Origin of the sequence: Serratia sp. 2880STDY5682894 (assembly GCF_001537385.1) — a bacterium.
Lineage (GTDB): Bacteria > Pseudomonadota > Gammaproteobacteria > Enterobacterales > Enterobacteriaceae > Serratia > Serratia nevei.
Genome location: NZ_FCJA01000012.1, coordinates 34179 through 48329 on the forward strand (window position 1 = coordinate 34179; position 14151 = coordinate 48329).

General features: G+C 59.7%; 14 protein-coding genes. 7 read left to right on the forward strand and 7 right to left on the reverse strand.

Annotation, left to right across the window (positions count from 1 at the left end):
• Positions 1 to 458: 458 nt before the first annotated feature.
• The 3 genes from AWX27_RS21660 (at position 459) to glpX (ending at position 3994) form a co-directional block, all read left to right on the forward strand.
• Positions 459 to 1304, forward strand: coding sequence for an MIP/aquaporin family protein (locus AWX27_RS21660; protein WP_038872721.1), 846 nt, complete (start codon positions 459 to 461; stop codon positions 1302 to 1304).
• 42 nt (positions 1305 to 1346) lie between these two features.
• Positions 1347 to 2855 carry a glycerol kinase GlpK gene (gene glpK / locus AWX27_RS21665; protein ID WP_019452234.1) on the forward strand — a complete coding sequence of 503 codons (1509 nt, stop codon included), beginning with the start codon at positions 1347 to 1349 and terminating at the stop codon, positions 2853 to 2855.
• A gap of 128 nt (positions 2856 to 2983) precedes the next feature.
• Positions 2984 to 3994 (forward strand): class II fructose-bisphosphatase, encoded by a 1011-nt coding sequence (glpX, locus tag AWX27_RS21670; RefSeq protein WP_060424968.1) that lies wholly within the window; start codon positions 2984 to 2986, stop codon positions 3992 to 3994.
• Positions 3995 to 4034: 40 nt separating this feature from the next.
• Here the strand turns inward: glpX and tehA are convergent, their stop codons facing one another.
• Together tehA and emrD are read right to left on the reverse strand one after the other, a co-directional pair.
• Complete coding sequence (gene tehA / locus AWX27_RS21675; protein WP_060424970.1) at positions 4035 to 5009, reverse strand: dicarboxylate transporter/tellurite-resistance protein TehA; 975 nt, start codon at positions 5007 to 5009, stop codon at positions 4035 to 4037.
• A 134-nt stretch (positions 5010 to 5143) separates the two neighbouring features.
• A complete protein-coding gene (emrD, locus tag AWX27_RS21680; RefSeq protein ID WP_004931102.1) occupies positions 5144 to 6328 on the reverse strand; it encodes a multidrug efflux MFS transporter EmrD in 1185 nt (394 codons plus the stop codon).
• A 297-nt stretch (positions 6329 to 6625) separates the two neighbouring features.
• On the opposite strand from emrD, the gene AWX27_RS21685 reads away from it, so the two are divergent.
• Positions 6626 to 7237: a helix-turn-helix transcriptional regulator gene (locus AWX27_RS21685; protein WP_060424972.1), complete on the forward strand. Its 612-nt coding sequence runs from the start codon at positions 6626 to 6628 to the stop codon at positions 7235 to 7237.
• Positions 7238 to 7240: 3 nt separating this feature from the next.
• Positions 7241 to 7987 (forward strand): ferredoxin--NADP(+) reductase, encoded by a 747-nt coding sequence (gene fpr / locus AWX27_RS21690; RefSeq protein WP_047729616.1) that lies wholly within the window; start codon positions 7241 to 7243, stop codon positions 7985 to 7987.
• An 11-nt stretch (positions 7988 to 7998) separates the two neighbouring features.
• On the opposite strand, the gene AWX27_RS21695 is transcribed toward fpr, so the two are convergent.
• Positions 7999 to 8418: a DUF805 domain-containing protein gene (locus tag AWX27_RS21695; RefSeq protein WP_019452229.1), complete on the reverse strand. Its 420-nt coding sequence runs from the start codon at positions 8416 to 8418 to the stop codon at positions 7999 to 8001.
• A 199-nt stretch (positions 8419 to 8617) separates the two neighbouring features.
• Here AWX27_RS21695 and AWX27_RS21700 point away from each other — a divergent pair, with 199 nt between their 5' ends.
• Complete coding sequence (locus tag AWX27_RS21700; protein ID WP_047729614.1) at positions 8618 to 9202, forward strand: DUF1454 family protein; 585 nt, start codon at positions 8618 to 8620, stop codon at positions 9200 to 9202.
• Positions 9203 to 9329: 127 nt separating this feature from the next.
• Entirely contained in the window at positions 9330 to 10097 is a 768-nt protein-coding gene (tpiA, locus tag AWX27_RS21705; protein WP_004931113.1) for a triose-phosphate isomerase, read from the forward strand.
• Positions 10098 to 10162: 65 nt separating this feature from the next.
• On the opposite strand, the gene AWX27_RS21710 is transcribed toward tpiA, so the two are convergent.
• From AWX27_RS21710 to cpxP, 4 genes are all read right to left on the reverse strand, one after another.
• The gene (locus AWX27_RS21710; RefSeq protein ID WP_060424973.1) at positions 10163 to 11152 is read right to left on the reverse strand and encodes a sulfate ABC transporter substrate-binding protein; all 990 of its coding nucleotides are present in this window, start codon (positions 11150 to 11152) and stop codon (positions 10163 to 10165) included.
• 186 nt (positions 11153 to 11338) lie between these two features.
• Positions 11339 to 12301: a 6-phosphofructokinase gene (pfkA, locus tag AWX27_RS21715; protein ID WP_004931116.1), complete on the reverse strand. Its 963-nt coding sequence runs from the start codon at positions 12299 to 12301 to the stop codon at positions 11339 to 11341.
• Positions 12302 to 12532: 231 nt separating this feature from the next.
• The gene (gene fieF / locus AWX27_RS21720) at positions 12533 to 13435 is read right to left on the reverse strand and encodes a CDF family cation-efflux transporter FieF (protein WP_033649885.1); all 903 of its coding nucleotides are present in this window, start codon (positions 13433 to 13435) and stop codon (positions 12533 to 12535) included.
• A gap of 132 nt (positions 13436 to 13567) precedes the next feature.
• Positions 13568 to 14047, reverse strand: a complete 480-nt coding sequence (gene cpxP, locus AWX27_RS21725; protein ID WP_004931122.1) for a cell-envelope stress modulator CpxP — start codon at positions 14045 to 14047, stop codon at positions 13568 to 13570.
• Positions 14048 to 14151: the final 104 nt, after the last annotated feature.

Genomic DNA, 14151 nt, shown 5'->3' on the forward strand with positions numbered 1-14151 from the left:
ACTGCGAATATTGCATCGCGCTCAGTGACGCGCGCCGTTACGGAAGGCGCGCCAGTCTCGATTCGTTAAAAACGATTGTAAGTAGCCAGTCTCCGCCTGTCTAGCAACATACCGGATCATCGCGCAGTCTGTTGCAATTTTCCTGCCCCCGCCATCAGCAAAAACTGAAAATCCCCGCCGCCACCGCCGCGAGTTGTTAACAACCCTCGCCAAACCACTGGTCAGATCACACTTTTATGGCTCAGAAAGAACACTAAACGACGCGAAATCGCTCAATTTTATGACGCGCCACACACATTTTGATTTCGCTATTTCTCGTTTATGTTCGTTAACGATAAATTTACATCACGTCCTTATTCAATAATTGGACGAGATGAAAAAAACTGTGCCCATAGGCCGGATGTATACCCAACTGAGCCTATAAACCAACAACCGCCGTTTTGCAGGACAACAACATTATGAGCCAAACCACCAGTCCGACATTAAAAGGCCAGTGCATCGCCGAGTTCCTCGGCACGGCGCTGCTGATCTTCTTTGGCGTAGGCTGCGTTGCCGCGCTGAAACTGGCGGGCGCCAGCTTCGGCCAGTGGGAAATCAGCATCATTTGGGGCCTGGGCGTCGCCATGGCCATCTATCTGACCGCCGCCATTTCCGGCGCGCATCTCAACCCTGCGGTCACCCTCGCTCTGTGGCTGTTCGCCTGCTTCGACGGGCGCAAAGTGGTGCCTTACATCATTGCACAGGTCGCCGGTGCCTTCTGCGCCGCTGCCCTGGTCTATGGGCTGTACTACAACCTGTTCTTCGACTTTGAAGCGGCTCACCACATGGTGCGCGGCAGCAACGAAAGCCTCGAACTGGCGGGCATCTTCTCGACTTACCCTAACGCGCACATCTCCGTCGGCCAGGCCTTCCTGGTAGAAACGGTGATCGCCGCCATTCTGATGTGCCTGATCCTGGCGCTGACCGACGACGGCAACGGCATTCCGCGCGGCCCGCTGGCCCCGCTGCTGATCGGTATTCTGATTGCCGTGATCGGCGCCTCCATGGGACCATTGACCGGCTTTGCGTTGAACCCGGCGCGTGACTTCGGGCCGAAACTGTTTGCCTACCTGGCCGGCTGGGGCAAAGTCGCCTTCACCGGCGCACGGGACATCCCGTACTTCCTGGTGCCGATCTTCGCCCCTATCGTCGGCTGTGGCCTGGGCGCTTTCGGTTACCGCGCGCTGATTGGCCGCCACCTGCCGTGCGACGTCTGCGTGACGGAAGAAGAGCCTGATGCCAAGACCCAGCAGCGCAAAGCGTGATGGGTGCAGTTTTACACGGTTAACAACAGCAGGATAATTACCATGACTGTAGAAAAAAAATACATTGTCGCACTCGACCAAGGGACCACCAGTTCACGCGCCGTCGTGCTCGATCACGACGCCAACATCGTTGCGGTATCGCAGCGCGAATTCCCGCAGATCTATCCAAAGGCCGGCTGGGTTGAGCACGACCCGATGGAGATCTGGGCGTCGCAAAGCTCGACGCTGGTAGAAGTGCTGGCGAAAGCCGACATCAGTTCCGATCAGATCGCCGGCATTGGCATCACCAACCAGCGAGAAACCACCATCGTCTGGGAAAAAGAGACCGGCAAGCCGATTTACAACGCCATCGTCTGGCAGTGCCGCCGCACCGCCGACATCTGCGAGAAGCTCAAGCGCGACGGCCTGGAAGAGTACATCCGTCACAACACCGGCCTGGTGGTTGACCCGTACTTCTCCGGCACCAAGGTGAAGTGGATCCTGGACAACGTCGAAGGCGCCCGCGAGCGCGCCAAGCGCGGCGAACTGCTGTTCGGCACCGTCGATACCTGGCTGGTGTGGAAAATGACCCAGGGGCGCGTACACGTTACCGATTACACCAACGCCTCACGCACCATGATGTTCAACATCCACGAGCTGGACTGGGATGAGCGCATGCTGGAAGTGCTGGATATCCCGCGTGCCATGCTGCCGAAAGTCCGCCCTTCCTCCGAGGTGTACGGCCAGACCAACATCGGCGGTAAAGGCGGCACGCGTATTCCTATCGCCGGTATCGCCGGTGACCAGCAGGCAGCGCTGTACGGCCAGCTATGCGTTCAACCGGGCATGGCGAAGAACACCTACGGCACCGGCTGCTTCCTGCTGATGAACACCGGCAAAGAAGCGGTGCGCTCGAAAAATGGCCTGCTGACCACCATCGCCTGCGGCCCGCGCGGTGAAGTGAACTATGCGCTGGAAGGCGCGGTGTTCATCGGCGGTGCGTCTATCCAGTGGCTGCGCGATGAGCTGAAACTGATCAGCGACGCCGCCGACTCCGAATACTTCGCCACCAAGGTGAAAGACAGCAACGGCGTCTATGTGGTGCCGGCCTTTACCGGCCTGGGCGCCCCTTACTGGGATCCGTATGCCCGCGGCGCCATCTTCGGCCTGACCCGTGGCGCCAACAGCAACCACATCATCCGCGCCACGCTGGAATCCATCGCCTTCCAGACCCGTGACGTACTGGACGCCATGCAGGCCGACGCCAACACCCGCCTGCAATCGCTGCGCGTGGACGGTGGCGCGGTCGCCAACAACTTCCTGATGCAGTTCCAGTCCGATATCCTCGGCACCCGCGTAGAACGCCCTGAGGTGCGTGAATCGACGGCGCTGGGTGCCGCGTTCCTGGCGGGCCTGGCCATCGGCTACTGGAACGATCTGGATGAAGTGAAGAGCAAAGCGGTGATTGAGCGCGAATTCCGCCCAAGCATCGAAACCACCGAACGCAACTACCGCTACAGCGGCTGGAAAAAAGCGGTGGCTCGTGCTCAGGCATGGGAAGATCACGAGTAATCTCGACGCTGCCGTTTCTCCAACAAGCGCTGCCTGCGGGCGGCGCTTTTTTTTGCCCCGCCCCGCCGCCACCGCGCTGTGATAGACTTTGCCGATATTTTCTTCCCTTTCTCACAGACAGGTTTGCCATGAAACGTGAATTAGCCATCGAATTTTCCCGCGTTACCGAAGCCGCCGCGCTGGCGGGCTACAAATGGCTGGGACGCGGCGACAAGAACGCCGCCGACGGCGCGGCGGTCCACGCCATGCGCATCATGCTCAACAAAGTGGATATCGATGGCCGCATCGTGATCGGCGAAGGCGAGATCGACGAAGCGCCGATGCTGTATATCGGCGAACAGGTCGGCACCGGCCAGGGCGACGCGGTCGACATCGCGGTCGATCCGATCGAAGGCACCCGCATGACCGCCATGGGCCAGTCGAATGCGCTGGCGGTATTGGCGGTGGGCGATCGCGGCACCTTCCTGCACGCGCCGGACATGTACATGGAGAAGCTGGTGGTCGGCCCGGCGGCGCGCGGCGCCATCGATCTCGACCTGCCGCTGGCGGAGAACCTGCAGAACGTCGCCGCACGGCTGGGCAAACCGCTGTCGCAGCTGACGGTGATCGTCTTGGCCAAACCGCGCCACGACGGCGTCATCGCGCAGATGCAGCAGCTGGGCGTGCGGGTGTTCGCCATTCCTGACGGCGACGTGGCGGCCTCCATTCTCACCTGCATGCCGGAAAGCGAGGTCAATGTGATGTATGGCATCGGCGGCGCGCCGGAAGGGGTGATCTCAGCCGCGGTGATCCGCGCGCTGGACGGCGACATGCAGGCGCGTTTGCTGCCGCGCCATGAGGTGAAAGGCGACAGCGCCGAGAACCGCCGCATCGGCGAACAGGAACTGACACGCTGCCGGGAAATGGGTATCGAGGCCGGTCAGGTGCTGCGCATGGACCAGATGGCGCGCAACGACAACGTGATCTTCTCCGCCACCGGCATCACCAAGGGCGATCTGCTGGAAGGTATCAGCCGCCAGGGCAACATGGCCACGACCGAAACCCTGCTGATCCGCGGCAAGTCGCGCACCATCCGCCGCATCCGTTCGACCCACTATCTGGATCGCAAAGACCCGGCGCTGCACGAGTTTTTGCTGTAAGCCGACAAGAGACCGCCCCCAGCAGCCGCTGAGGGCGGGTTCATCCCGCCACCGGCGTTTTGGCGGGCAGCAGTTTCCCACGCAACAGCAGCCACAGCGTCTTCACCATCAGGCCGACGAGCAGCAGGTTAGCCAACGCGAACAGCCCCCAGGCCAGCACTTGCATATCGGCCCCGCGCTGGCTCTGCAACAACCGCAGCGACGCGTTCGCCATCGCCGATAAGCCGAACGAGAAAGCCCACATGCCCGGGCTGAAGCCACCGGCAAAAAACCAACGCACCAACCGGAACATAAAAAACAGCTGCAGCAGGCCGTAGCCCAACAGGATTAAGGCGAACGTATCGAAGTCGTTGCCATTGACGCATAACCACGCGTAGCAGGCGACAAAGGCCGGAGCCAGCTGAATACCGATAACGCCGCGGGCGGCGGCCGGCAGCGCGGCCTTGGTGCGCAGACGGTGGATGATGGCGGGTTCGAGGGTCAGCCATGAAATCAAACCGGCTCCAAGAAACATCATGCCGATATCAGGGTGGCCGGCGGTGCCAAACGCCATCGCGCAGATAAAGTTAGCGGCCACCGTCGGCAGGTAGAATCCCGGCGTCGTGGCCTCCGACGCGAACTCGCCGCGCCACAACGGCGCACAGCGCCAGGCCGAGAAGATGAGCTGGCCGACGGAGCCCGCGACCATCAGCCCATTCGCCAGCGGCAGGCTATAGGGGTGCAGACCGATGGACACCAACACGCCGCCTGCCGGAAGCAGGCTGATAAAACTGAACTGAGTGTTGCTGCGAAACTCGTCACGCACCGCGCGTGGGTCAATCAGGCAGCGGCAGAGATAGATCAGCGCCAACGCCAGCCAGATAGCACTGCCGAGAAAGATGAGCGACTCACCCAGCCAGCCGGGCCCATAGCCGAGCGTGGCGGCGTATCGCCAGGCGCTGCCGAGGCCGAAAACCCCCAGAACCATCCCAAAGAAGCCGACGGGAACACGTTGAATGCACTGCAGTGATGACATAGCGAATAACCCGGAAAAATACTGTCGGTAAAGTGTATACCGATCGCCTCAGCGCAGTAATAACCTGGGTCAAACCGGCGGCAGGACCTTAGTCGTCTTGCAAGACTAAGGCCTGCGCCGGTTCAGGAAGAGGGTTATGCGGTATGCCCCTGATGTTGCATCCGGTTGGACAGCGGCCACCAGCACAGCAGGATCAGCAGCGCCATCGCGAACATCAGCAATCCGAGGCTGAACTGCCCGGTTTGCGGCAGCATGGCGGAAAGCCAGGTCGCGAGCCCCGATCCCATGTTCTGCATGCCGCCCACCAACGCGCCCGCCGCGCCGGCCAGGTAAGGGAACGGCTCCATCGCCCCGGTGGTCGCCAGCGGGAACAGCATGCCGGCGCCGAAGAAGAACAGCGCGGCCGGCACGATCAGCGTCCAGATGTTCATCACGCCGAACCAGCCCGGGATCCACATCATCGCCCCCGCCAGCAGGCAGCTAATCACCGAATGCCACATCAGGGTGTGGAAGGTCTTGCCGTCGCGCCCGGCGTACCAGGCGCCGAAAAACGCCGCCGGGATCGGCAGAATGAACAGGATGCTGACGGTCAGACCGCTCAGCCCCAATACGCCGCCCATCAACACGCCACAGCTGGCCTCGAATACCGCAATCCCCGCCAGCGCGCCGATCAGCATCACCAGATAGCAGCTGAAGGTGCTGTCGCCCAGCAGCTGGCGAAAACTGGCCAGCATGCGGCGTTTTTCCGTCTGCACCGGGCGGGTCTCCGGCAACCAGCGAAACATGGCGAAGGCGACGCAGGCGCACAGCGCCAACAGGAAGGCATAACAGGCGCGCCAGCCGAACACCATTGCCAATGCGCCGCCGATCACCGGCGCGAGCAGCGGGCTAACCAGAATCCCCATGTTCAACAGGCTATTGGCGTAGCGCAGCGCGGTGCCGGCATACAGATCGCGCGGCATGGTGCGCGCCATCACGCCCGCCACGCCGGTGCCCATGCCCTGAATCGCGCTGGCGGCGACCAGCATCGTCAGGTTGGTGGACAGCAGCGCGCCCAGCGCACCGACCAGGAAGATCATCATGCCGGTCAGGATCACCGGACGACGTCCGATACGGTCCGATATCGGACCGTAAATCAGCTGGGAGAAACCGTAGGTCAGCAGATACGCCGCCATCACCCGTTGCACGGCGCCGGTGCGAACCGACAGATCGTGGGCGATATCAGCAATCACGGGAACATAAATGGTTTGCGCCATCTGGCCGACGGCGACCAACAGGATAAGCATCACCAGCAGGTGAAAATTCTCTAGTTTTCTCATTATCTTCGTTAACGTTTCAACTCGTCACAGCGTCCCGGTATGGCCGTTGCAGCAGCCAGAACGGCGAGCAGCCCTCTATGGCGGCATAAACTAATCAAATCTGATTTTTTTAGCGAGTTTCAGGCAGATATTGATCCAGGTCACACTGGCAGCAAACCCGACCAGGCTCGTAAATTAAACTGTACGTCTAACGCTTTGGAGTTAAAAATAGCGCCCTTGCAGTAGCCGCGCTTTAGCATTTAATCGATAATTCTTTTCATCAACTTGAAATAAAATAACACCATAGGGATTTGGTTCATGAAAACACCTGAGCTGATTTTATTGCAGTTAAAGGCTCTCGGCCCGCACTCGGCCAAAATGCTGGCGGAGCGTCTGGACATTACGCCGATGGGCATCCGACAACATCTGCAATCCCTGGAAAAACGTGAGTTGGTTTGTTACGAAGAAGCGCGCAGCAAGGTCGGCCGCCCGACGCGCTACTGGTCGCTGACCGAGCGAGGGCACGCCTTTGCCGCCGCCGATCAGGAGCGGCTGCGGGCATCCGCGCTGCAGCTGTTTGGCGGCGCCGGGGTGGAGCCGTTGCTCAACGCGCGCGAAGAGCAGCTTTATCTGCGTTATGCCGAAGAGCTGTCCGCCGAGCGCAGCCATCAGGACCGGTTAGCCCGCCTGGTGCGCCTGCGGCAACACGACGGTTACATGGCCGAATTGTTCGACCACCCGCACGGCACGCTGTTGGTGGAAAACCACTGCCCGATTGGCGTGGCCGGTTCCAGCTGCAGCAGCCTGTGCAATTCCGAGCTGCAGCTGTTTCACCGCCTGTTCGGCAACGACTACCGGGTAGAGCGCACCGCGCACGCCATTTCCGGCTCACGACATTGTGCTTATTTGATTCGACCACGGGAGCTTTAGAGTATGGCTGAATGGGTAAACGGCAAGGTTACGCAGGTAAAACAATGGACCGACGGGCTGTTCAGCCTGGTGGTCAATGCCCCCATCGATCCTTTCACCGCCGGGCAATTTGCCAAGCTGGCGCTGGAGATCGACGGCGAACGGGTGCAACGTGCCTACTCCTACGTCAATGCCCCCGACGACGCCAATCTGGAGTTCTATCTGGTCACCGTGCCGGAAGGCAAGCTGAGCCCGCGCCTCAGTCAGCTGCAGCCGGGCTCGGACGTGATGGTAACCAAAGAAGCGGCCGGCTTCTTCGTGCTGGACGAGGTGCCCGACTGCGATACGCTGTGGATGCTGGCGACCGGCACCGCCATCGGCCCCTATTTATCGATTCTGCAGCAGGGCGCCGGCCTGGAGCGCTTCAACAACCTGGTGCTGGTGCACGCCGCGCGCTTTGCGCGTGACCTGAGCTACCTGCCGCTGATGCAGCAACTGCAGCAGCGCTACAACGGCAAGCTGCGCATCCAGACCGTCGTCAGCCGCGAAGAGGCGCCCGGCTCATTGACCGGCCGCGTACCGGCGCTGATCGAGGACGGCCGGCTGGAAGCGGCGATCGGTTTGACTATCGACGCCGAAACCAGCCACGTGATGCTGTGCGGCAACCCGCAAATGGTGCGGGACACCCAGCAAACGCTGAAAGACCACCGCCAGATGCGCAAGCACCTGCGCCGCAAGCCGGGCCACATCACCAGCGAACACTACTGGTAACCCGGCGAGGGTCAGCGGAACTTCACCGGTTCGGCTTCCGGGCCGAACCGGTTATCTCCCGGCGTGCCGACGAAGGCCCCCAGATCGATCATCATCATCACGATAATCAGCGTCGGAATGAAGCGCCCAACGCCCCATTGCCAGATCGGCGCCAGCATCTGCCAGTTCCCCGCCGCCAGCATCCACGCCAGGATCAGCAGCAGCGCCCACCAGCCGGCCTTGTTGCGATCGTGCAGGCGCTTGACCAGCACCGCCGCCGTCGGCCACAGCAGCGCCACGATAAAGAAGGCGATGGATTGGATGGCGACCAGCTGATAATTGGCCAGCGTAAACGCCGCCGCCATCAGCACCAACCACAGCCCCATCCAAATCCAGAAGTCGCGCCGCCCGATGCGGCCCTTAAAAGAAAAACACCACTGTTGTAACGTCATCGATTCCTGCGCTCTAAGCCTGCCCATATTCTGCGCCGCAGTGTAACATAGGCGCTGCCGGGCCGAGTTTTCCGCCTCGCATAACGCGGTGCGCCGCACAGCTTTCTCGTCAGCGAACCGATAATGGCGTGGGATCTTTGACAAGCCCCGCGGGTTATCGCTTTAATCGGAGCCATCTTTGTCCTTGATGCCATACGCCATGCTGAGAAAAACCCTCGTCATCGCCTGCCTGCTTCAGGTGGCCGCCAGCGCCTGGGCCGATCCGCCGCCCGCCGATGCGACGCCCGCCGCACCTTACCTGCTGGCCGGGGCACCGACGTTCGATCTGACGGTGGTCAAATTCCGCGAAAAATACAACCGCGATAACCCGAAGCTGCCGATTGGCGAATTCCGCGCCATTCCCGCCGCCGAAGACGATTCGCCGCTGCTGACGCGCGCCGCCAGCAAACTCAACGAAAACCTGTACGCCTCCACCGCGCTGGAGAAAGGCACCGGTAAAATCAAAACGTTGCAGATCACTCACCTGCCGCTGCAGCAGGCCAATGAAGAAAAAGCCGCGCGCGCCATCGCCATCAGCTACATGGCGGCGCTGATGCGCCAGTTCGAACCGGCGTTGACGGTGGAACAGAGCCAGAACAAGGTGAACAGCCTGCTGGAAAAAGGCAAAGGGTCGCGCTTTTACCAACAGCAGGTCGGCGCCATTCGCTATGTCGTCTCGGACAACGGCGATAAAGGCGTAACCTTCGCGGTTGAACCGATTAAGCTGGCGCTTTCCGAGCCGTAACGGCGCGGCATTTAATGACGAAAAGCAAAGCCTTCGCGCTTAATGATCTCTATACTGTTGGGCAGGTAAACTGCCGGTCCGGCAGTTGTCATTTCGACTCTCGCGTTTTCTAGTTGGAGGAAAAAACATGCGTCATCCATTAGTTATGGGTAACTGGAAGCTTAACGGCAGCACCCACATGGTCAACGAACTGATCGCCGGCCTGCGCAATGAGCTGAGCAGCGTTGACGGCTGTGGCGTCGCCATCGCCCCGCCGGTGATGTATCTGGATCAGGCCAAGCACGCGCTGGCCGGCAGCCGCATCGCGCTGGGCGCGCAGAACGTGGACGTTAACCTGTCCGGCGCCTTCACCGGTGAAGTTTCCGCCAACATGCTGAAAGACGTCGGCGCCCAGTACATCATCATCGGCCACTCCGAGCGTCGCACCTACCACAAAGAAAGCGACGAAGTCATCGCCGAGAAATTCGCCGTGCTGAAAGAAGCCGGCCTGATCCCGGTGCTGTGCATCGGTGAAACCGAAGCGGAAAACGCTGCGGGCAAAACTGAAGAAGTGTGCGCGCGCCAGATCGACGCCGTGCTGAAAACGCTGGGCGCACCGGCGATGAAAGGCACCGTGATCGCCTATGAGCCGGTCTGGGCCATCGGTACCGGCAAGTCCGCTACCCCTGCGCAGGCGCAGGCCGTGCACAAATTTATCCGTGACCACATCGCCAAACACGATGCCGCGGTTGCCGCTGAAATCATCATCCAGTACGGCGGTTCGGTGAACGACAAGAACGCCGCAGAGCTGTTCTCTCAGCCGGACATCGACGGCGCGCTGGTTGGCGGCGCTTCGCTGAAAGCCGACGCTTTCGCCGTGATCGTCAAAGCCGCTGCCGCAGCGAAAAAAGCCTGATTGTCTTAGGCTTGTCATAAAAAAACCCCGGCAAGCCGGGGTTTTTTATTGCCGCTCAGACGGCATCAGCGTTTGCTTATCTCGTCGAACACGCCGCCGGTGGCGAAGTGCACCTTCTGCGCTTCGGTCCAGCCGCCGAAGGTGTCATCCACGGTGAACAGCTTCAGCTGCGGGAACTGCCCGGCAAACTTGGCCGCCACCGCCGCATCGCGCGGACGGTAATAGTGCTGTGCCGCGATGGTCTGCCCTTCCGGCGAATACAGATACTTCAGGTAGGCGGTCGCCACGTTGCGGGTACCGCGTTTATCGACCACCTTATCCACTACCGACACCGTCGGTTCGGCCAGGATCGATTCACTCGGGGTGATAATCTCGAACTTGTCTTTGCCCAGTTCTTTCTCCGCCAACAACGCTTCGTTTTCCCAGGCGATCAGCACATCGCCGATACCGCGCTCAACAAAGGTGTTGGTCGCGCCGCGCGCGCCGGAATCTAACACTTCGACGTTCTTGTACAGGTTTTTGACGAAGTCCTGCGCCTTGGCCTTATCGTTGTTGTTGTGGTGCAACGCGTAGCCCCAGGCGGCCAGGTAGTTCCAGCGGGCGCCACCGGAGGTTTTCGGGTTCGGGGTGATCACCGACACGCCCGGTTTGAGCAGATCGGGCCAATCGTGAATCTGTTTCGGGTTGCCTTTGCGCACCAGGAAGACGATGGTCGAGGTGTAAGGCGCCGAGTTGTCCGGCAGGCGTTTGATCCAGTCTTTCTCGATACGCCCGCGTTCGGCGATGGCGTCGACGTCATAGGCCAACGCCAGCGTCACCACGTCGGCCTCGATGCCGTTGATCACCGAGGTCGCCTGTTTGCCGGAGCCGCCATGCGACTGGCGCACCGTCACCTTGTCGCCGGTTTCCGCCTGATAGTGCTTGCTGAATGCCGTGTTGTAAGCCTGATAGAACTCACGCGTCGGATCGTATGACACGTTCAGCAGTTGAATATCCTTCGCCATGGCGCCGGACGCCAACAGCACCAATGTCAGACCAACACCCCATTTACGCATCGACAGGCTCTCCCAGAAAATTAAGCGCAACCTCAATCGGTTGATTTAGCATCAGAGCCTGCCAGAAACTTTCCCGGCAATTAAAGAATAAAAAATTTTGGGATAGATGATTCCGGAATATATCGCCGACGGGCATAAAAAAGCCCCCGCGAGCGGAGGCTTTTTTGTCGTGCGGTGAGCGGCATATCAGTACAGTTTTTTCGCCGTTTCCAGCCAGTCACCCTTGAACGGACGCTTCATGTTTTCGATCGCGTCGATGATGTCGTGATGCACCATTTTTTCGTTCTGGATACCGACGCAGCGGCCGCCGTAACCCTGCAGCAGCAGCTCGATGGCGTAGGCGCCCATGCGCGAGGCCAGGATGCGGTCGTAGGCAACCGGCGAACCGCCGCGTTGAATGTGGCCCAACACGGTAGCGCGAGTTTCACGCTTGGTTTCCTGCTCGATGTGGCGCGCCAGCTCATCGATATCGCAGATGTGCTCGGTGATCGCCACGATGGCGTGTTTTTTACCCTTGGCGATACCGGCCTTGATTTCGCACACCAGATCTTCGCGATTGAATTCGATTTCAGGCAGCACGATGAATTCGCAGCCGCCGGCAATCGCCGCCGCCAGCGTCAGATCGCCGCAGTAACGGCCCATCACTTCCACGATGGAGATACGCTGGTGCGAAGAGGAGGTATCGCGCAGGCGGTCGATCGCTTCCACCACGGTTTCCAGCGCGGTGAAGTAACCGATGGTGTAGTCGGTACCGGCAACGTCGTTATCGATGGTGCCCGGCAGACCGATGCACGGGAAGCCTTCTTCCGTCAGGCGTTTGGCGCCCATGTAGGAACCGTCGCCGCCGATCACCACCAGCGCGTCGATGCCGCGATTCTTCAGGTTTTCAATCGCCTTGGCGCGCACGTTTTCATCCCTGAACTCCGGGAAGCGGGCCGAGCCGAGGAAGGTGCCGCCGCGGTTGATCATGTCGGACACGCTATAGCGGTCCAGCTGCTCCATGCGATCTTCGTACAAGCCAAGGTAGCCATCGTAAATACCAAAAACTTCCAGACCTTCTGAAAGCGCAGAACGCACAACGCCGCGGATTGCAGCGTTCATACCCGGCGAATCACCGCCGCTCGTCAGTACACCGATTTTCTTGATCATGACTACCTCTGAACTGTGTAGATGCAATTTCTTAAGAATTCTGTCTCCGCCGATCGTCTTGAAACCTCTCCGGCTGCAGAAAACCAGCTTTACGGCTTATTGCTGGATATTATATCAAAAACACCCAGCTGAATTGATTCAAGTCACGCAATATAACGGTAAAAATACCGCATGGCACGCTGAGCTAACTCAGATATTCATGATAATACTTCGATCTATGCCTCTATCTGATTATAGCTCCCAATGCCCCTGCCTACCCGGTGGCACCACGGAGCACGGATCCAGGTGAATGATGACGTCTGCCCCCGCAAAACGGTGCCGCAACGCCTGTTCCACCTGATCGGCCAACCGATGCGCCTCACGCAGCGGCAGCGTGTCTTCCATCTCCAGATGCAGCTGGATGAAACGCGTCGGCCCCGACTGCCGCGTGCGCAGATCGTGCGCGCCTTTCACCCCGGGCCAAGAGGAAACAACCTCGATAATCGCCTGGCGTTCGTCATCCGGCAACGCCCGATCCAGCAGCGACTGCACCGCTTCGTAGCCCATGCGCAGCGCGCTATACAGGATGTAAACGCCGATGCCCAGCGCGAACAGCGCGTCCGCCCGCTGGAAGCCGTACCAGCTTAGCCCAAGAGCGATAAGAATAGCACCATTCATCATGACATCTGACTGATAATGCAGCATATCTGCGCGCACTGCCTGGCTGCGCGTTTTTCTGACCACCCAACGTTGATAGGTGACCAGAATCAGGGTGCTGATCAACGCGATCACAGTCACGACGATCCCGACGCCGGGATCGCGCAGCGTTTGCGGCGCATACAAATGCTGGAAGCCGGTGAGGAACAGAAACAGGGCGGAGCCGGAAATAAACATGCTTTGCGCCAGCGCCGCCAGCGACTCCGCTTTGCCGTGGCCAAAGGTGTGCTCGGCATCGGCCGGCTGCAGCGAATAGCGCACCACCAGAAGGTTGGTCAGCGAGGCGGCAATATCGACCAGCGAATCCACCAGCGCCGCCAGCAGGCTGACCGAACCGGTGTGGTACCAGGCGACGATTTTGATCAACAGCAGCGACGACGCCAGCGCGGTAGCGGCCAACGCAGCGGACTTTACCAGGCGTGCATAGCGCTGTTCCATGAAGGGATCCCGGTCAAAAGGTGTGGCGCTCAATATAGCGAAATGTCGGATAAAAAAAACCCCGCCATCATGGCGGGGAAGACAGGGATGGTGTCTATGGCAAGGAAAAACAGGGGACTACTCAGTCGTACTTCACTTCTGGGCAGAAGCTTGCTGCAAACCAGAAATTTGTTGCTCCATCTGCTGCATACGCTGCTGATGTTTCTGGTCTAAAACACTTTTTTGCTCTGGCGTCAGCAGGTTATACATTTGGTTGCGCACCCGGGCCATTTCGACCTGGCGCTTGACCTGCTGTTGGGCCATCTTTTCCGCCTGGGCATACACGGCGGCTTCGTCAAATTTCTCTGCGGTCACCAGTTTATGCATGGCTTCCATTTCAGCTACATTGACACCAGGCAGATCGTGCCGGGCCTGGCGCATCAAATCGCGCATTTGCTGGCGCTGCTGTTCGCTGAGGCTGACACCGTCGAACATATGGTGCTGGCCGGGTATTCGGGTCATCGCGTCGTTGCCGGGAGGTTGGGCTGTGTCCGGTATAGTGTCGGCAGCGAAGGCAGCGGTCGAACCAATTGCCAGCAGTGATGCCATAACTAATGCGGTCACCTTACGCATTTCAACTCCTCAAGCTTTCTCACTTTGCGAATCAACGAGGAGCAGTGTACCGCTACACCTGAAAACCTGCGTCAGTGCATGTAAAACTACGTAAAGTCATGGAA

Coding starts and splice junctions, on each gene's coding strand:
- tehA (WP_060424970.1), bottom strand. CDS start 5,009: ATGTCATCACTGCAGTGCATTCAACGTGTTCCCGTCGGCTTCTTTGGG.
- AWX27_RS21660 (WP_038872721.1), top strand. CDS start 459: ATGAGCCAAACCACCAGTCCGACATTAAAAGGCCAGTGCATCGCCGAG.
- AWX27_RS21685 (WP_060424972.1), top strand. CDS start 6,626: ATGAAAACACCTGAGCTGATTTTATTGCAGTTAAAGGCTCTCGGCCCG.
- glpX (WP_060424968.1), top strand. CDS start 2,984: ATGAAACGTGAATTAGCCATCGAATTTTCCCGCGTTACCGAAGCCGCC.
- fpr (WP_047729616.1), top strand. CDS start 7,241: ATGGCTGAATGGGTAAACGGCAAGGTTACGCAGGTAAAACAATGGACC.
- glpK (WP_019452234.1), top strand. CDS start 1,347: ATGACTGTAGAAAAAAAATACATTGTCGCACTCGACCAAGGGACCACC.
- tpiA (WP_004931113.1), top strand. CDS start 9,330: ATGCGTCATCCATTAGTTATGGGTAACTGGAAGCTTAACGGCAGCACC.
- pfkA (WP_004931116.1), bottom strand. CDS start 12,301: ATGATCAAGAAAATCGGTGTACTGACGAGCGGCGGTGATTCGCCGGGT.
- AWX27_RS21710 (WP_060424973.1), bottom strand. CDS start 11,152: ATGCGTAAATGGGGTGTTGGTCTGACATTGGTGCTGTTGGCGTCCGGC.
- emrD (WP_004931102.1), bottom strand. CDS start 6,328: ATGAGAAAACTAGAGAATTTTCACCTGCTGGTGATGCTTATCCTGTTG.
- fieF (WP_033649885.1), bottom strand. CDS start 13,435: ATGGAACAGCGCTATGCACGCCTGGTAAAGTCCGCTGCGTTGGCCGCT.
- AWX27_RS21695 (WP_019452229.1), bottom strand. CDS start 8,418: ATGACGTTACAACAGTGGTGTTTTTCTTTTAAGGGCCGCATCGGGCGG.
- cpxP (WP_004931122.1), bottom strand. CDS start 14,047: ATGCGTAAGGTGACCGCATTAGTTATGGCATCACTGCTGGCAATTGGT.
- AWX27_RS21700 (WP_047729614.1), top strand. CDS start 8,618: ATGCTGAGAAAAACCCTCGTCATCGCCTGCCTGCTTCAGGTGGCCGCC.